The organism is Halorubrum sp. B52, from assembly GCF_059752555.1.
This window is the reverse complement of record NZ_MWTG01000007.1, coordinates 551412-566440: the sequence shown is the minus strand read 5'-3', so window position 1 is coordinate 566440 and position 15029 is coordinate 551412. Positions and strand designations below refer to the sequence as shown.

Here is a 15029-nt window from a genome sequence, read left to right as displayed (position 1 = left end):
CATTTTTCTATATACGGCCACAATTCCGTATTGTAATGGCGACTAATACGACGAATCTCGAACGTGGTCCCGAGCGACTGAAAGACACCCCGCGACCCGAGGATCTCGAGGCAGCGACCAGCCCGGCCGCCCGCCTCCTGGCGTGGCTGCGCTCCTGATTTTCGCTCCCGTATTTTAAATCGCGGTCGTCGAACAGGGGAGAACTGAGCGACTTCGACGCGAAGCGACCGCATCGGTCGCACCGACTGTAGGCGCTGTCTCTCGGACGTCGCTCCCGATCGGAACCGAGGAGATTCCGCAGCCGCCACCGAACGCTCGCAGCGGAGCCGCCCGGCGCTACTCCGCGGTCGCCGCGATCGCGTCGGCGATGATCTCGGTGCCGACTTCGGCCTGCCGCTGCGTCAGGACGAGCGGCGGGAGCAGCCGCAGCACGTTGCTGTACTGGCCCGCCGTCCAGACGAGGACGCCGTGCTCGTAGCAGTACTCCTGGATCGCCTCGACGCGGTCGTCGTCGGGGTCGCCGTTGGCGTCGACGAACTCGGCACCGACGAACAGCCCCTTGCCGCGGACCTGACCGAGCCCCGGGTCGCCGTCGCCGGCGTCGCGGAGGCGGTCGCGGATCCACGCGCCGACCTCCGTCGCGTGGTCGAGCAGGTCGTGCGACTGGATGTACTCGATCGCGCGCAGCCCGCCGACCATCGCGGGGACGTGGCCGCGGTAGGTGCCCGCGTGGTCGCCCGGCCCCCACGTGTCGAGGTCCTCGCGGTACATCGTTCCCGACAGCGGCTGGCCGTTCCCGCCGAGCGCCTTCGCGGTCGTCATCACGTCCGGCGTCACGTCGTAGTGCTCGGACGCCCACCACTCGCCGGTGCGCCCCATCCCGACCTGGATCTCGTCGAACACCAGCGGGAGGTCGTTATCGTCGGCGATCTCGCGGAGCCCCGAGAGGAACCCCTCCGGCGGGACGACGACGCCGCCCTCGCCCTGTATGGGCTCGGCGAAGATGCCGGCCGGGTCGGTGAGGCCGCCGTACGGCTCCTCGATTATCGCTCTGACCTCCTCCAGCGCGCGGTCGACCGACTCCTCGGGACTCCGCCCCTCGCGGAACGGGTACGGGAACGGCGCGTGGACCACGTCGGGGAGGAGCGGCGCGTACGGCTTCTTGAACTTCTTGTTGGACGTGATGCTCATCGCGCCGGTCGTCGCCCCGTGGTAGGAGTTCCGGAAGGCGAGCAGCCCGCGGCCGCCCGTGTTGTACTTCGCGAGCTTGATCGACGCCTCGACGGCGTCGCTGCCGGTGGGGCCGCCGAAGACGAACCGGCTGTTGCCGGCGAGGTCCCCGGGCGCGATCTCGTCGAGCTTGTCGATGAGGTCGAGGCGGGGCTCGGTCGGGAAGTCGACGGTGTGCGTGAGCTTGTCGATCTGTTCGTGGACGCCCTCGTTGACGTAGGGGTTCGCGTGGCCGACGTTGTAGACGCCGATGCCGGCGAAGAAGTCGAGGAAGACGTTCCCGTCGGCGTCCTTCAGCGTCGCCCCGCGCCCCTCCTCGAACGCGAGCGGGATGTCGTTCGGATACGCGACCGCGCCGCTGTCGATCGCCTCCTGTCTGTCGAGGAGGCGGCGCGAGTTCGGCCCGGGGACTCGGTCGACGCTCGGTTCCTCCGCGAAGTGTAGCTCGTGGATCGGCGGTCCCGCCATGGGTCAACCGATACAATACGCCCACATAGGATTGGTGCAACCAGCAATCCATGACGATGTACACGGAATCTGTTTTCGTCACGGCGAGATCGCGGCACCCGGTGTCCGGGACCTCGCGAAAATTCGGATAACGGGGAGGGTCGACCCGCTCGGTTTCGCACCCGACGGCTTATCTCCAAGCGGCGCCTCTGGTATGTGATGACAAGGAACACTACTCCGTCCACCGGTGAGGCGGTGACTCACTACGAATGCCGGGAGTGTCTCGCCCGCCACGGCGTCGCTGACAGGCTCTCGACGTGTCCCGACTGCGGCGGCGAGGTCGAGAACCTCTCGAAGCCCCGCGAATGACATCCTCCCCGCCGTAAAGGGCGGGACTCTCTCCTTGAGTCAGGTAGCGACGGCCGCCCGCGCGCACCGTCGCGCCGGCTAGACCGCTAGACCGCCGGACCCAGCGACCCGAGCGCCCTCGACCCGTCGATCGCCGCCGCCAGTTCGACGGTGGCCTCGCCGAGCGTCGCGAGCCGCTCTCGGATCGCCTCGTCGACGAGCTCGCCGTCCTCGAAGTCGGCGCCGCTCGCGTACGTCGCGCCCCCGACCGCGTGGGCGCCGAAGAACGCGAACGCCGGCCGGAGCTCCTGATCGACCGCGAGGAAGTGGTGGTCGGTCGCGCCCGTCGCGACGAGCCCGACCGCGGCGTTCTCGAACGGCGCCACGTCGCCCTGCCACTCCCCGCGGGGCACCATGTCGAGGAGGTTCTTGAGCGCGCCCGAGTACGACCCGCGGTAGACGGGCGTGCCGACGACGTACGCGTCGGCCTCGACGATCAGCCCGAGCGCCTCGGCGGTGTCGCCCTCGTGGTTGTCGATCCCGCGTCCGTCCGCGGTCGCGAGGTCGTAGTCGGCGAGGTGGAGGACTTCGGTCTCCACGCCACGCTCGTCGGCCGCCGCGTCCAGCGCGATCTCGACCGCGGTCCGCGTCCGGGAGTCGGCGGAGACGCTGCCGACGATCCCGAGGAGCGTTCGGTCGGTCATCTACCGGGCCACCTTCGCGCCGCCGACCGTCTCGATCTCGTCGACCGCGTCGACCTCGTCCGGATCGAGCGGGTCGGCCTCGTCGATCGCCGGGATGACCGTCTCGCCGAAGCGTTCGAGCTCCTCGCCGTAGTCGAGGAACCCCGCGAGGACGACGTCGACGCCGACGGCGTCGAGCTTCCGGACGCGCTCGATTATCTGCTCGTCGGTCCCGATGAGCCCGGTCTTGAACCCGTCGTTGTACTGGACGAGGTCCTCGAACTCGGAGTCCGACCACATCCCGTCGCCCTCGGCCGACGACTGCCCGGCCTGTTTCACCTGCTCTCTGAACGCGTCGACCGCCTCGTCGGTGGCGTTCTCGATGATCCCCTCGAGGACCTCCTTGGCCTCGGCCTCCGTCTCCCGCTGGATGACGAAGGCGTTCGCGGCGAACCGGGGCGGCTCCGTCCCGAACTCCGCGGCGTACTCCTCGACGTCCTCGATGACGGCGCGGATCTCCTGGAGGCTCCCGCCGTTGATGAACAGCACGTCGGCGTGCTTCGCGGCCATCTCCCGGGCCGCCTGCGAGTTCCCGCCCTGGAACACCTGCGGATGCGGATCTTGGACCGGCTTCGGCTCCAGCGGCGCGCCCTCGAACCCGTCGATGTCCTTCCCGACCGTGTAGAAGCGGCCGTCGTAGGTCGCCCGGTCCTCGGTCCAGAGCGCTTTCAGGACCTCGATGAACTCCGTCGAGCGGGCGTACCGCTCGTCGTGCGCGAGCCACGGCTGGCCGAACCCGGTGAACTCCCCTTTGAACCAGCCGGAGACGACGTTGATCGAGAAGCGACCGTCGCTGATGCGGTCGGCGGTGGCGATGAAGTTCGCGAGCGGGCCGGGCTCCCACAGTCCGGGATGCACCGCGCCGATGACGTGCAGCTCGTCGGTCTGCGCCGCGAGCGCGTTGGCGATCGACAGGGCCTCCAGCTGTTTTTCGGCGCCGTAGCTGCCGAAGAAGCGCGCCTGCGCGAGCGCGTAGTCGAAGCCGACCGCCTCCGCCGTCCGGGCGAGGTCGAGGTTGTAGTCGTACGTCCAGTCCGTCTCCGTCTCCCAGTCCGACACGACCAGCCCGCCGCTGACGTTCGGGACCCAGTACGCGAATTCGGTGTCCATACCTCTGCATCCGTCCGTATCGGTTTAACGCGGGTCACAACGGCGAACGCTGACGGGGCTCTCCGGTAGCGGCCGGGTTTGTGCACGTACTCAGGATCCGGTAACAATTGACCAGAACCCGGTTCGATCGCCGTCGTTCTTCGTTCGTGAGGGGATCTCGTCCGTCTCCGCGTCCCCGACGGTACAGCTATCTCCCCGGAAGACGTGTCACCCTGTATGAACAAATTGCGATGGGTCGCGGTCGCCCTCGTGGGGATCGTCATCGTCGTCGCCGCCGCGTACGCGATCTTCGCCGGGGTGCTGATCGGGTCCGACGTGGCGTCGTATTCGTCCGACGGCGTCACCGTGTCGGATCTCGCGTACGAGGACGCGCTCGCACGGGCCGGAGCCGCCGGATACGCGGTCGAGCGTGTCGGGTCGAGCGGGTTCCATCCGGAGGGTATCGACGAGCTCGACGCCGAGCTCGGACCGGAGTACGAGGCGTTCAGAGTCACGTTCGACCACTCGGAGACGAAGCGGATGTGGGCCACCTTCTACGCGGGCGAGGGAACCACCGTCGTGACGGTCTTTGCAGACGACAATCGGGGCGAGTTCACCGTCGACGACCTCCCGCCCGACGAGTGGCTCGTCGACCGGCTCACGCTCCTGTTCGAGATGGACGAGGCGACCGCGGAGGCCTACGTCGAAGGGCTGAAAGAGGACGTTCGCACCGGCAACCCCAGTGAACCCGGTGCGGGAACCCCGGAGCTGCGGGTCGACGAGCCGGTCGCGTTCCGGGCCGCGTACGACGAGTTCACGAGCCGTGCGACGACGGTCAACGCGAGTTCCGCGCCCGGGTCCGGCGTGCACGTTCGCGAGTACTACGCGGACGAGGGGCGGCTCGGCAGCGTCGAATTCGTCCTTCCGCGGGCGACCGTGACGCACGAAGCGGACGGGTACACCTACCGCGTACACCTCGACTACCACGGCGGCGTCGAGGTCGACGCACAGACGCGCGCGTCCCGGTCGTTCGAGGAGGCGGCCGTTCGCGCCGTCTTCCGACAGATGTTCGAGGAGATGGGGATCCCACCGGACACGATCGATCACATGTCTCTCGAGTACCGCGGCAGCGTGTGGTGAATGCGGGCTCCCGTCTCCTCTGGAACAGTCGCCTCAAGCGGCAAAATCGGCCGGATCAACGGATCGTTCACTTCGTTCGCGCCGCGTCTGGCGGGATTCACGTCCTCGACGCCCATGCGCGGGACCGGATTCGAACCGGAACCAGACGTGCTCGCTTCGCTGCGCGCGTCTGGTAGGATTCGAATCCTCGTCGGGATGCCTCTCCTCGCGAACTGCTCGGAGAGGCATGCGCGGGACCGGATTCGAACCTCAGTCACTCCGCTTCGCTCCGTTCCCTGCTTCGAATCCTCAGCACCCATTCGCGGCTCACGGACTGTTCGCCGCGAAATGCGCGGGACCGGATTTGAACCGAGGCGAGAAATGCTCGCTCACTCCGTTCGCTGCGCCTTTCTCGCTGGGCTCAAATCCGCTCCTGCTCTTCGCTCACTTCGTTCGCTCATGCGCGGGACCGGATTTGAACCGGCGGACCCCTACGGGATAGCGTCCTAAGCGCTACGCCTTTGGCCTGGCTCGGCAACCCGCGCGCGGTCTATCGTACCCGAGTCGCTCAAAAATACCTGTCGCTACGGGGTCGTTCCCCGGCACGACCGACGCACCGCCAGCCGTTCCGGCCGCGTAATCGATTTGTGAGCCCGGTGCGAAGCCGACGCATGTTCGAGCGGGCGAGGCGGATCCGGAAGGGTAGGCGGTACGCGAGGCTCCTGGAACGGGGCGTGAGCCGGATCTCGCGAGGGCTGGAGCGCGGTCTCGCCGCTCCCCCGCTCCTCCGCGACCTCGCCCTCGCTCGCTCCGCGCGAGAGCTCGACGAGCGCATGGCGGCGGAACGGACGATCGGAGACGTGCTCGACACCACCGGAACGTTCTACGAGCCGGTCGGCGAGTACCGCGGATACGGACCGTACCGATCGCTCAGGGCGCTCCAGCACCGAGCGGAGATCGCGGCGCTGGCGCGCGAAGTCCGCGCGCACGACCCCGCGACAGTCCTCGAGATTGGCAGCGCGAACGGGGGGACGCTGTACGTCTGGGCGCGCGTCCTGGACGGCGTCGACACGCTGATAAGCGCGGATCTGGACTACCGGGGACGCCGAGACCTCCTCGACCACTTCGCGGAGCGGTCCGAGACCGCCCTCCGGTGCATCGAAGGCGACTCCCGAGCCGAAGCGACGGAGCGAGCGGTTCGGGAGACGCTCGCGGGCAGGCCGATCGACTTCCTCTATCTGGACGGCGACCACTCCTACGCGGGCGTCAGCGCCGACTTCGAGACGTACGAGCCGCTCGTCGCCGACGACGGGCTCATCGCGTTCCACGACGTCGAGACGAGCGGTACTGGCGTACCGCGGCTCTGGAGCGAGCTCGAACGGGAGTACGACTGTCGGACGATCGCCGGTGCGGACCGAGACGGACCCGGTTCGACCGGACTTCTTTACAAGGGTGGCCGGCCCTGACGCCCGCGATCTGAGCCGTCGGCCGTCCGTCTCGAACGGCCGCGTCGGCCTCCGACTCGAACCGCGGGCGTCAGCCGTCCATCTCGAACGGCAGCCGATCGAGCACCGCCTCCTCGCCCACTCGGTCGAGGAGCCGCTCCGCGAACAGCACCGCGGCGATCCCCAGTCCGATCCCGAAGAGCGTGTCCGAGAGGTAGTGGGTGCCGAGGTAGATCCGGGAGAACGAGATCAGCCCGGCGAAGCCGGCGGCGACCGCGAACGGGAGTTCGTCGGAGCTCCACGCGATCCCCGCGTACGCCGTCACGGCGGCCGAGTGGCCGGAGGGGAACGAGCTCGTGGTCCCGCCGCCGCCCTCGGTCACGCAGACCGGGTTCGACGGGAACGGGCGCTCCACGAGCGACATCAGCGCCCAGACGACGACGCCGAGCAGCGAGAGCGCCACGACGCTCTTCACGAACTCCTCGCGCCAGCCCGCGAGGTAGAAGAGGCCGACGAACACGACGCCGGCCGTGACGGAGCCGAGCCCGGTCATCGACGTCATCGCCTCGGTCAGGAACGGCGTGCGGATCGCGGCGACGAACTCGGCGGCGAGCCGGTCGACCCACCGGATCGCGCTCAGGACCGCACCGATCTGCGCGTGCATGGATGGTCGTCCCTATCGGCCGGACGACCATAGGCGCTCGTGCTCACGCGCGGGAAATCGCCTTCACGCGCAGAACTCGCAGTCGCAGTAGCGCTCGCAGACGGGGTTGTCGCAGTCGGCGGCGCGCGCCGAGCAGTGGGTCCGACCGTGGCGGATCAACAGCACGTGCAGCGGGTAGATCAGCTCGTCCGGCACCAGCTCGTCGAGGGCGTCGTGAGCGGCCTCGTTCGAGGCCGACGCCGGGACGAGCCCGAAGCGCTTCGAGACGCGCTCGACGTGGGTGTCGACCGCCATCGTCGGCTTCCCGAAGTGGAAGTTCAGGACGACGCTCGCGGTCTTCGGGCCGACGCCTTTGATGTCGGTGAGCCACGCCTTCGCGTCGTCGGTCGCCATCGCGTCGAGGAACGCCAGCGAGTATGCACCGCCGGTCTCCTCGCGGACCGCGGCGAGCGCGCGCTGGATCCGGGCGGCCTTCTGGTCGGCGAGCCCCGCCACGCGGATCGTCTCGGCGAGCTCGTCGCGGTCGGCCGCCTCGATCGCCGCGAAGTCGTCGTAGCGGTCGAACAGCGCCTCCGAGGCCCGACTCGTGTTGGCGTCGGCGACGTTCTGCGAGAGGATCGTCGTCACCAGCTGGCGCACGCCTTCACCGGGCTCGGCGGTCGGGTCGGCGCCGTGCTCGGCGACCCTGTCCACCGGCTCGTACAGCGACGCCAGGTCGTCGTGCAGCTCGCGCACCCGGGCCTCGTTCCACGCTTGCGTGGCCATACTCGCGGTTGGAACGGCGTCGACTTCAGGGCGACGGACGGCGCGGTCGCGACGGTCGAGCGGGCGTCGCTGCCCCGCGCGGCCTTTTTATATCGTACCGCCCAAGGTCCGGATATGTACCGAGCGAGCGATCGCGTCGACAACGCGGCGTGGATCGACCGGCTCGACGACGCGTGCGCGACGCTCGACCTCGACGAGGAGGCGCTCTCGACGGCGACGGACCTCTTCCTGTCGCGGGCGCCCGACGACGACCGCGGCAAGCGCGTCGCCGCCGCCGCCAGCCTCTACGCCGCCGCGCTGATCCGCGGGCAGGAGCGCTCGCAGTCCGCCGTCGCCGACGCGATGGGCGTCTCTCGGCTCTCCGTCCAGAAGCGCTGGAAGCCGATCCTGGAGGACGCCGGCTTCTCGCCGCCGACGTGGTAGGCGAACCCGCGTCGAGGCCGCCCGTTACCGCGGCGTCGCGACGGCTACGTCACCGCGGCGTCGCGACGACGCCGAGGTGGTCCTCGTGGTACCGGTCGAGCCGCCGCGTCTCCAGGATCTCGTACGTCTCGCGGAGCTCGTCGAGCGCGGCCTCGAACACGTCGCTCGGCTCTGCGGTGGCGTCCTCGCTGCGCGCCTTCACCGCGAGCAGCAGCCGCCCGTCGTCCGCGAGGAACCGCGCGTTCCGCGCCGCCACGGTCGCCTGTCCCCGCGTCGCCACGTCCTGGACGACGACGTCGACGTCGGCCTCGACGACGTGCGCGTACGTCTCCGGCTTCCGCGCGTCCTTCAACAGCGGGAACAGCCGGCCGCGCGGCTCCGCGGCGTCGAGGAGATCGCGGGCCGGACGCGGGGCGAACTCGACCGCGTAGGTCGGTCCCGCGAAGTCGGCGACGTGGCTGACGGTCGTCCCGCTCGCGGCGCCGAGGTACAGCACCGTCTCGCCGCCGGCCAGCCCGGTGTCGAACCCGAGATCGAGCATCCCGCCGAGCTTCGAGCGCTCCGGGTCCCACGCCCGCCAGCCGTCGGCGGTCGGCTCGCCGTAGACGGACGGGCCGCGCGTCGCCAGCCGCGTCTCGCCGGCGATCTCGCGGCGCTCGACGCCGTCCGGCAGGTCGGGCTCGCTCACGCGTCGCCCTCCGTCTCCGCGGCGTCGTCGTCGGGACCGCCGCTCTCGTCGTCCGCCGCCGCCCGTGCCCGGATCGTCGCCATCCGCTCGCGGAGCTCCGCGTGGAGCGTCTCCCGGCGCTCCCCGGCGTAGTGGTCGACGCGGGCCGCGAGCGTCAGCTTCCCGGCGAGCGCCCGCGCGGCCGACCCCCGGTCCTCGGGGCGGGTGTTCCGGACGTAGTCGTGGGTGAAGATGATCCCGTGTTTCGGCGAGGGCGCGCGCCCGGAGAGGTGCGCGAACAGCGCGTCCTCCGCGCCGAGCACCTGCACCGTGCCGGAGGGCTTCTTCGCCAGCGACTCCAACCCGCCGGCGAGCGCGATCAGCCGCGCCGCGAGCTCCGGGCCGGCCATCTCGGCGAGGTTCGGCGCCACCGCGGGCGCGACCCGGTCGATCGTCTCGGCGAGCGCGTCGCGCTCGGCGGCCAGCTCGACGACGCGCTCCGCGAGCGAGACGGCTCGGCGCTCGAGTTCGGTGTCGGGCTCCCGCGCCGCCACCGCGCGGGCGCCCTCTATCCCCGGCTCCGCGTCGTCGAAGAGGCTCCCCGCCCACTCGGCGGCGCGCTCGGCCAGCTCGTTGGCGGTGCGCTCGCAGTCGTCCATCGCCCGCACGGCGTGGATCAGCTGCTGATCGTCGGCGCGCTCGCGCTCGCGGACGGTCGCGCGGGTCGCCGCCACGGCCGCCTCGTGGAGCCGGTCGTAGTAGTCGTCGGTCGACTCCGCGAACCCGGAGTCGACGGCGAGCGCCGGCCAGTCGCGCGGCTCGTCGGCTTCCCCGCTCGCGATCCGGTCGCGGGCGGCGGCCGCCTCGCCACCGGCCGTCTCGTCCCCGGCGCGGCCCGCGAACCAGGCCGCGTCGTCGTCGGTGTCGGTCATTACCGGCGGCTACTCGTCCCCGGCGTATAGGCGTTCCCGAACGGCCACGGGCGCTCGGTGGCCCGGCTCGTCGCCTCGCTACGCGGTCGTCGCGTCGTCGGTCTTGTCGGCCTCGTCGAGCGCCTCGTCATCGTCGTCCGACCGGAGGGCGGCGAGGAAGCCGCCCGGATCGGAGCGGACGTCCGCGACGGTCGCGCCGGCGAACGCGCCGAGCGCGGCGCCGCTGCTCGCGGCCTGTCGACTGATCAGTCCGCCGACCGCGGCGCCGGCGGCCCCGCCGACCGCGGCGAGCGTTGCCCGTGAGAGTGCGCGTCGAATGCGTGATCCCATACCTGACACGTTTCTGTGCGATTACATAAAACCCACCCGTCGGCGGCCACGGCCCCGGCAATCTGCGGCCCTCAGTCACTGCAGCCGCTTCGTCGTCTCCACGAGGGGGTGACGCGCGTAGTCGACGATCTCGATGTCGGTGATGGCGTCCAACCCCTCCTTCTCGGCGGTCTTGGCCATCCCGAGGTCGACCGCGCGCTCCGGCACGATCACGTACGCGTCCATCGTCTCGATGCCCGCCTCGTGGGCGGCCATCACCCGGTGGTGACCGTCGGCGAGGTGGAGCGTGCCGCCGTTGTCGATGACGACCAGCGGCTCCGCGAGCCCGCGCTCCAGCTCGTACTGCCGCCCCTCAAGCTCGTCGGCGTACACCCGCGCCTGCGTCGGGATGAGGTCGGTGAGGCGCACCTCCCGGCGCTCCTCGGTGAGCGCGACGCCGTGGATCTGCTCGAGGGTCCGCATCAGCTTCCCGACCTTGCTCGGCGTGGCGCGCTCGATCTGCGAGCGGACCACGTCCGTGTTCGAGATGATCCCCACGAGGTTGTCGGCGTCGTCGACGACGGGCAGTCGCTGGATCCCGGAGCGGAGGATGACCCGGGCGGCGTCGGTCACCTTCATGTCCGGGTGCGCGACGATGAGGTCGTCGGACATCACGGTGAAGACGGGCGCCTCGTCGTCGGCGAGCAGCAGGTCGGCGGCCGAGACGAACCCCTCGACGGTCCGGCCCTGCGTGACCGGGAACCCGTTGTGGCCGTCGCTCTCGGCCATCCGCCGAGCCACCTCGCCGACCGTCTCGTCGGGGCTCACGGTCTCGACGTCGCGGGTCATGTACTCGCCGACGGTCGGTTTCCCGCTCATCGTCCGCCGTAAGTCCCGGTGGAACAAAAAGGGGGCGGAGCCGCTCCCGACCGCGACAGATTCGCTACGGCCCCTCGTGGACGGCGAACTCGGCGGCGTTGACGACGTAGTGAGCGACGACGGGGACGAGGAGGCTCCCCGTGGCGACGAACAGCCCCGCGAGCGCGAGCCCGAGCGCGCCGGCGACGGCGATCCCGAGTCGCCCCTGCGCCCCGTGGCCGAGGCCGAAGGCGACCGACGAGCCGACCGCGAGGAGCCAGGGATCGATCGCGAACCCCGCCGCGAGCGCGCCCACCAGTGCGCCGCGGAACAGCGCCTCCTCGAACAGCGCGACGACCGGGAGCGCGACGCCGAGCAGTAGGACCCACTCGCCGAGCGTCCCGGGAGTCATCGCGGCGCGGAGCCGGTTCGAGGGCACGAGGCCGACCCGCGTCCCGAGCCGGGCGGCCGCCTCGTTGCCGGCGGCGAGCGCGACTCCCGCGGCGACGCCGAACCCCGCGAGCGCGGGGCTTCCGAGCGACGCGAACGCCGGGAAGCCGAGCGTCGGGTGCGCTCCGCCGATCCCGAACGCCGCCGCCGGCACCGCGGTCCACCACGCGACCGCGACGAGGACGACGAGCCCGACCGTCTGCGACGTCGCGGCGTTAGCCAGGAGGAGCCGCGTCGTGAGCACCGGGCGGTCGTCGGGCGAAGCGGGGGCGTCGTCGCTCTCGACGGACCCGTCGCCGTCGCTCTCGAAGGATGGAGTGTCAGCGTCGCCCTCGGAGGGTGCGGTGTCGGCGTCGCCGGTCCAGACTGCCGAGCCACGGTCGACGTCGACCTCGCTCCGGGAGTCGGCGATCCGAGCCCGTTCCAGCAGGCGCTGGGAGCGACGGGTGGCGTAGAGAAGCAGCAGCGTCAGGGCGGCGGTCGCGAGCGCGAAGGCCGCCCAATTCGGCATCGGGGGCGAGGCGGCCCTACTGCGGGCTCGGGCTGGAGGGACCGGAGACGCTCCCCTCCTTCAGCGCCGAGCCGGTGATCGACTTGAGCCGGGAGACGAGCGAGTCCTTCTCGGCCTCGCCTTCGAGGGCGATGTCGAGGACCTCGCTGATGTGCGAGACCGGGATGATCTCGACCATCTCCTTGTACTCGTCTTCGATCATCACGTCCTGCTCGTTCGCCTGCGGGATGATGACCCGGGTGCAGCCGGCCTTCGCGGCCGCCTCGATCTTGTGGGTCACGCCGCCGACGGGGAGCACGTCGCCCCGCACCGACAGCGAGCCGGTCATCGCGAGGCTCTGGTCGACGCCGACGTCCTCCAGCGCGGAGATGACGGCGGTCGCGACCGTGATGGACGCGGAGTCGCCGTCGACGCCCTGCTGGCCCGCCTGCACGAACTGGATGTGGATGTCCATCTCCGAGATGTTCTCGTCGGAGAACTTCTTGATGATCGCGGAGACGTTCGACACCGACTCCTGGGCCATCTCCTTCAGCTGGCCCGTGGCGATCACTTCGCCCGGGCCCTGGGAGGGCGCGACCTCGGCCATCACCGGGAGCATGATCCCGGAGTCCTCGCCCATCACGGCGAGCCCGTTGACGCGGCCGACGACGTACCCTTCGGAGACCTGCAGCTCGTAGTCCTTCCGGCGCTCGATGAAGTCGTCCGCGAGCTGCTGTTCGATGGAGCGCGAGCGCCCCTTCGCCTGCAGCACGTGGTCGCGGGTGGTCAGGTCGGCGTCCTCGCCGCGGGCGATGTCGCCGGCGACGCGGACGAGCCCGCCGAGGTTCCGGAACAGGAGGGTGAGGTGGCCCTTCCGGCCGGAGCGGCGCTTGGCCTCGAGGATAACCTCCTCGACGGCCTCGGCCGTGAACTCCGGCAGGCGGCCGTCCTTCGCGACCTCCTGAGCGATGAACCGGACGTACTTCCGGCGCATCTCCGGGGTGTCCTCGATCGTGTCCTCCATGTACACCTCGTAGCCGTACCCCTTGATACGGCTCCGGAGGGCCGGGTGCATGTTCTCCATCGCGTCGAGGTTCCCGGCCGCGATCATGACGAAGTCGGTGGGGACGGGCTCGGTCTGGACCATCGCGCCCGAGGAGCGCTCGGACTGGCCCGTGATCGAGAACTCGCCCTCCTGGATCGCCGTCATGAGGTGCTGCTGGCTGCGGATGTCGAGCGTGTTGATCTCGTCGATGAACAGCACCCCCTTGTTCGCCTTGTGGATGGCCCCGGCCTCGACGCGGTCGTGGCTGGGCGTCTCCATCCCGCCGGACTGGAACGGGTCGTGCCGGACGTCGCCGAGCAGCGCGCCGGCGTGCGCGCCGGTCGCGTCGCGGAACGGCGCGGTCTTCGTGTCGCCGTTGTTCACCAGCAGGTTCGGGATCATCGCGTCGGAGCCGCGGTTGAGGTAGCGGAAGACGAGGTAGACGACCCCGGCGGCGATGATGCCGACGAGGATCTGGCCGACGATGATGAGCGCGTAGCCCAGCACGACGGCGATGATGATCCACATCAGAAGCGACCGCATCTGGTTGCGCTTGCGCGCCTCCTCGCGGTGCGCGTCGACGATCTGGTCGCCCTTCCCCGCCGGCACCGTCCGGACCTTCGGCTTGTTGCCGTCGTCCGGGTTGTGGTACACCAAGACGTCCTGCAGCTCCTCTTTCGGGAGCAGCTCGGACATCGCCTTCGCGAGCATCGACTTCCCGGTCCCGGGCGAGCCGATCATCATCACGTGGCGGCGCTGTTTGGCCGCCTTGATGATCACGTCGCGGGCGTGCTCCTGCCCGATCACCTGATCGACGAGGCGGTCGGGGATCTCGAGTTCGGCGGTGGTGTCGATCTTGAGTCCCCCGAGGAGGTCGTCCTCGTCGGGGTCGTCTTCGATCTCGGCGCCCTCGACCTCGACGGAGCTCCCGAGCTCGTCGATGCCGCCGCCCTCGTGCTGTTCGGTGACACCCTCGGGGGTGACGCCGGTCTCGTCCCCGTGACCCGTCTCGGCGTCGTCCGGGCGCGGGTCGTCGTCGACGACGATCCCGTCGTCCCAGACCCCGTCCGGCTCCTCGCCGTCCGTCGGCTCCTCACCGTCGGCCGACTCCTCGGCCTCGCCGGGCTCGTCGGGCGCGCGGGCGCCGTCGTCGGGAGCGACGTCGTCGGGGGCGTCCTCGCCGTTCCCCGCCGAATCCGAGGCCTCTGACCCGGTCTCGTCCGGGTTCTCGAGGTCCTCGGTCGGCGGGTCGTTCGCGTCCTTTTCGTTGCTCATAGAATCGGATATCGCTACGAAAAACGAAGGGTCGGCTACTGATATACTTTCTCCCCGCGGACGATTCGACGAGACACGGAGAAAAGCCGTTAAGAGCGGCTATAGGACTCGATATTGCCGTTTCTGCGGTCCCACGGGGTTTATAAATACTGGCCCCCCAACGTGGATCCATGCGCGGGTTCTACATCGGGCGGTACCAGCCGTTTCACGACGGCCACCGACACATGGTCGAGGAGATCGCCGGCGAGGTCGACGAGCTCGTCTTGGGGATCGGTTCCGCCGGCGACTCCCACACCACCCGGAACCCGTTCACGGCCGGCGAGCGCGTGATGATGGTGACGAAGGCCGTCGAGCACCTCGACGTCACCACCTACGTCGTCCCCATCGAGGACCTCGACCGCAACTCCGTGTGGGTGGGCCACGTCCAGAGCATGACCCCGCGGTTCGACGTGGCCTACTCGAACAATCCGCTCGTCGTCCGGCTGTTCGAGGAGGCCGGCGTCGAGGTGCGCGGCTCCCCAATGTTCCGCCGCGACGTGTTAGAGGGGACGGAGCTGCGCGAGCGGATGATCCACGGCACCGACTGGGAGGCGCTCGTCCCGGAGGCCGTCATCGACGTGATTCAGGAGGTCGACGGCGTCGAGCGCATCCGCCGGATCGCCGAGACCGACACGAACGGCGAGCCCCCGATGGACGCGTAGGCGGGTCGGTCCGCCGTCGGACGCGCAGG

17 protein-coding genes and 1 tRNA gene are annotated in these 15029 nt (G+C 70.0%); 6 read left to right on the top strand and 12 right to left on the bottom strand.

Annotated features, from left to right (window positions below; translation table 11 throughout):
• Positions 1 to 35: 35 nt before the first annotated feature.
• Positions 36 to 158 carry a hypothetical protein gene (locus B4V04_RS04340; protein ID WP_498229469.1) on the top strand — a complete coding sequence of 41 codons (123 nt, stop codon included), beginning with the start codon at positions 36 to 38 and terminating at the stop codon, positions 156 to 158.
• Between the two features lie 178 nt (positions 159 to 336).
• Here the strand turns inward: B4V04_RS04340 and B4V04_RS04335 are convergent, their stop codons facing one another.
• Positions 337 to 1698 (bottom strand): aspartate aminotransferase family protein, encoded by a 1362-nt coding sequence (locus tag B4V04_RS04335; protein WP_498229467.1) that lies wholly within the window; start codon positions 1696 to 1698, stop codon positions 337 to 339.
• A 198-nt stretch (positions 1699 to 1896) separates the two neighbouring features.
• Here B4V04_RS04335 and B4V04_RS04330 point away from each other — a divergent pair, with 198 nt between their 5' ends.
• Positions 1897 to 2046, top strand: a complete 150-nt coding sequence (locus B4V04_RS04330) for a rubrerythrin-like domain-containing protein (RefSeq protein ID WP_144799185.1) — start codon at positions 1897 to 1899, stop codon at positions 2044 to 2046.
• Between the two features lie 86 nt (positions 2047 to 2132).
• On the opposite strand, the gene B4V04_RS04325 is transcribed toward B4V04_RS04330, so the two are convergent.
• Positions 2133 to 2729 (bottom strand): NADPH-dependent FMN reductase, encoded by a 597-nt coding sequence (locus tag B4V04_RS04325; RefSeq protein WP_498229465.1) that lies wholly within the window; start codon positions 2727 to 2729, stop codon positions 2133 to 2135.
• Positions 2730 to 3878: a dimethylsulfone monooxygenase SfnG gene (gene sfnG / locus B4V04_RS04320; protein WP_498229464.1), complete on the bottom strand. Its 1149-nt coding sequence runs from the start codon at positions 3876 to 3878 to the stop codon at positions 2730 to 2732.
• Positions 3879 to 4094: 216 nt separating this feature from the next.
• On the opposite strand from sfnG, the gene B4V04_RS04315 reads away from it, so the two are divergent.
• Positions 4095 to 4997 (top strand): hypothetical protein, encoded by a 903-nt coding sequence (locus B4V04_RS04315; protein ID WP_498229462.1) that lies wholly within the window; start codon positions 4095 to 4097, stop codon positions 4995 to 4997.
• A gap of 439 nt (positions 4998 to 5436) precedes the next feature.
• Here B4V04_RS04315 and B4V04_RS04310 read toward each other — a convergent pair.
• Positions 5437 to 5521 (bottom strand) — tRNA-Leu (locus B4V04_RS04310).
• 126 nt (positions 5522 to 5647) lie between these two features.
• Between B4V04_RS04310 and B4V04_RS04305 the strand changes: the two genes are divergently transcribed.
• Positions 5648 to 6442 (top strand): class I SAM-dependent methyltransferase, encoded by a 795-nt coding sequence (locus tag B4V04_RS04305; RefSeq protein ID WP_498229461.1) that lies wholly within the window; start codon positions 5648 to 5650, stop codon positions 6440 to 6442.
• 70 nt (positions 6443 to 6512) lie between these two features.
• On the opposite strand, the gene B4V04_RS04300 is transcribed toward B4V04_RS04305, so the two are convergent.
• Together B4V04_RS04300 and B4V04_RS04295 are read right to left on the bottom strand one after the other, a co-directional pair.
• Complete coding sequence (locus tag B4V04_RS04300) at positions 6513 to 7085, bottom strand: phosphatase PAP2 family protein (RefSeq protein WP_498229459.1); 573 nt, start codon at positions 7083 to 7085, stop codon at positions 6513 to 6515.
• 63 nt (positions 7086 to 7148) lie between these two features.
• A complete protein-coding gene (locus B4V04_RS04295) occupies positions 7149 to 7850 on the bottom strand; it encodes an endonuclease III domain-containing protein (RefSeq protein ID WP_498229457.1) in 702 nt (233 codons plus the stop codon).
• 114 nt (positions 7851 to 7964) lie between these two features.
• Here B4V04_RS04295 and B4V04_RS04290 point away from each other — a divergent pair, with 114 nt between their 5' ends.
• On the top strand, positions 7965 to 8273 hold the full coding sequence (locus tag B4V04_RS04290) for a transcription initiation factor IIB family protein (protein WP_498229455.1): 309 nt from the start codon (positions 7965 to 7967) through the stop codon (positions 8271 to 8273).
• A gap of 49 nt (positions 8274 to 8322) precedes the next feature.
• Here the strand turns inward: B4V04_RS04290 and B4V04_RS04285 are convergent, their stop codons facing one another.
• The 6 genes from B4V04_RS04285 to lonB all read right to left on the bottom strand — a co-directional run bounded on the left by B4V04_RS04285 (position 8323) and on the right by lonB (position 14299).
• Positions 8323 to 8961, bottom strand: coding sequence for a fibrillarin-like rRNA/tRNA 2'-O-methyltransferase (locus B4V04_RS04285; RefSeq protein ID WP_498229453.1), 639 nt, complete (start codon positions 8959 to 8961; stop codon positions 8323 to 8325).
• Entirely contained in the window at positions 8958 to 9872 is a 915-nt protein-coding gene (locus tag B4V04_RS04280; RefSeq protein WP_498229451.1) for an NOP5/NOP56 family protein, read from the bottom strand. Before B4V04_RS04280 ends, B4V04_RS04285 begins: the two co-directional genes overlap by 4 nt.
• A gap of 78 nt (positions 9873 to 9950) precedes the next feature.
• Positions 9951 to 10202, bottom strand: a complete 252-nt coding sequence (locus tag B4V04_RS04275) for a hypothetical protein (RefSeq protein WP_498229449.1) — start codon at positions 10200 to 10202, stop codon at positions 9951 to 9953.
• A gap of 75 nt (positions 10203 to 10277) precedes the next feature.
• A complete protein-coding gene (locus B4V04_RS04270) occupies positions 10278 to 11060 on the bottom strand; it encodes a CBS domain-containing protein (protein ID WP_498229447.1) in 783 nt (260 codons plus the stop codon).
• Between the two features lie 64 nt (positions 11061 to 11124).
• Positions 11125 to 12000 carry a CPBP family intramembrane glutamic endopeptidase gene (locus B4V04_RS04265; RefSeq protein ID WP_498229446.1) on the bottom strand — a complete coding sequence of 292 codons (876 nt, stop codon included), beginning with the start codon at positions 11998 to 12000 and terminating at the stop codon, positions 11125 to 11127.
• Positions 12001 to 12016: 16 nt separating this feature from the next.
• Positions 12017 to 14299 carry an ATP-dependent protease LonB gene (gene lonB / locus B4V04_RS04260; RefSeq protein ID WP_498229444.1) on the bottom strand — a complete coding sequence of 761 codons (2283 nt, stop codon included), beginning with the start codon at positions 14297 to 14299 and terminating at the stop codon, positions 12017 to 12019.
• 170 nt (positions 14300 to 14469) lie between these two features.
• On the opposite strand from lonB, the gene B4V04_RS04255 reads away from it, so the two are divergent.
• Positions 14470 to 15000, top strand: a complete 531-nt coding sequence (locus tag B4V04_RS04255; protein ID WP_498229442.1) for a nicotinamide-nucleotide adenylyltransferase — start codon at positions 14470 to 14472, stop codon at positions 14998 to 15000.
• The last annotated feature ends 29 nt before the right edge of the window (positions 15001 to 15029 follow it).

Coding starts and splice junctions, on each gene's coding strand:
- B4V04_RS04265 (WP_498229446.1), bottom strand. CDS start 12,000: ATGCCGAATTGGGCGGCCTTCGCGCTCGCGACCGCCGCCCTGACGCTG.
- B4V04_RS04340 (WP_498229469.1), top strand. CDS start 36: ATGGCGACTAATACGACGAATCTCGAACGTGGTCCCGAGCGACTGAAA.
- B4V04_RS04325 (WP_498229465.1), bottom strand. CDS start 2,729: ATGACCGACCGAACGCTCCTCGGGATCGTCGGCAGCGTCTCCGCCGAC.
- B4V04_RS04305 (WP_498229461.1), top strand. CDS start 5,648: ATGTTCGAGCGGGCGAGGCGGATCCGGAAGGGTAGGCGGTACGCGAGG.
- B4V04_RS04315 (WP_498229462.1), top strand. CDS start 4,095: ATGAACAAATTGCGATGGGTCGCGGTCGCCCTCGTGGGGATCGTCATC.
- B4V04_RS04295 (WP_498229457.1), bottom strand. CDS start 7,850: ATGGCCACGCAAGCGTGGAACGAGGCCCGGGTGCGCGAGCTGCACGAC.
- lonB (WP_498229444.1), bottom strand. CDS start 14,299: ATGAGCAACGAAAAGGACGCGAACGACCCGCCGACCGAGGACCTCGAG.
- B4V04_RS04275 (WP_498229449.1), bottom strand. CDS start 10,202: ATGGGATCACGCATTCGACGCGCACTCTCACGGGCAACGCTCGCCGCG.
- B4V04_RS04290 (WP_498229455.1), top strand. CDS start 7,965: ATGTACCGAGCGAGCGATCGCGTCGACAACGCGGCGTGGATCGACCGG.
- B4V04_RS04330 (WP_144799185.1), top strand. CDS start 1,897: ATGACAAGGAACACTACTCCGTCCACCGGTGAGGCGGTGACTCACTAC.
- B4V04_RS04270 (WP_498229447.1), bottom strand. CDS start 11,060: ATGAGCGGGAAACCGACCGTCGGCGAGTACATGACCCGCGACGTCGAG.
- sfnG (WP_498229464.1), bottom strand. CDS start 3,878: ATGGACACCGAATTCGCGTACTGGGTCCCGAACGTCAGCGGCGGGCTG.
- B4V04_RS04335 (WP_498229467.1), bottom strand. CDS start 1,698: ATGGCGGGACCGCCGATCCACGAGCTACACTTCGCGGAGGAACCGAGC.
- B4V04_RS04255 (WP_498229442.1), top strand. CDS start 14,470: ATGCGCGGGTTCTACATCGGGCGGTACCAGCCGTTTCACGACGGCCAC.
- B4V04_RS04300 (WP_498229459.1), bottom strand. CDS start 7,085: ATGCACGCGCAGATCGGTGCGGTCCTGAGCGCGATCCGGTGGGTCGAC.
- B4V04_RS04280 (WP_498229451.1), bottom strand. CDS start 9,872: ATGACCGACACCGACGACGACGCGGCCTGGTTCGCGGGCCGCGCCGGG.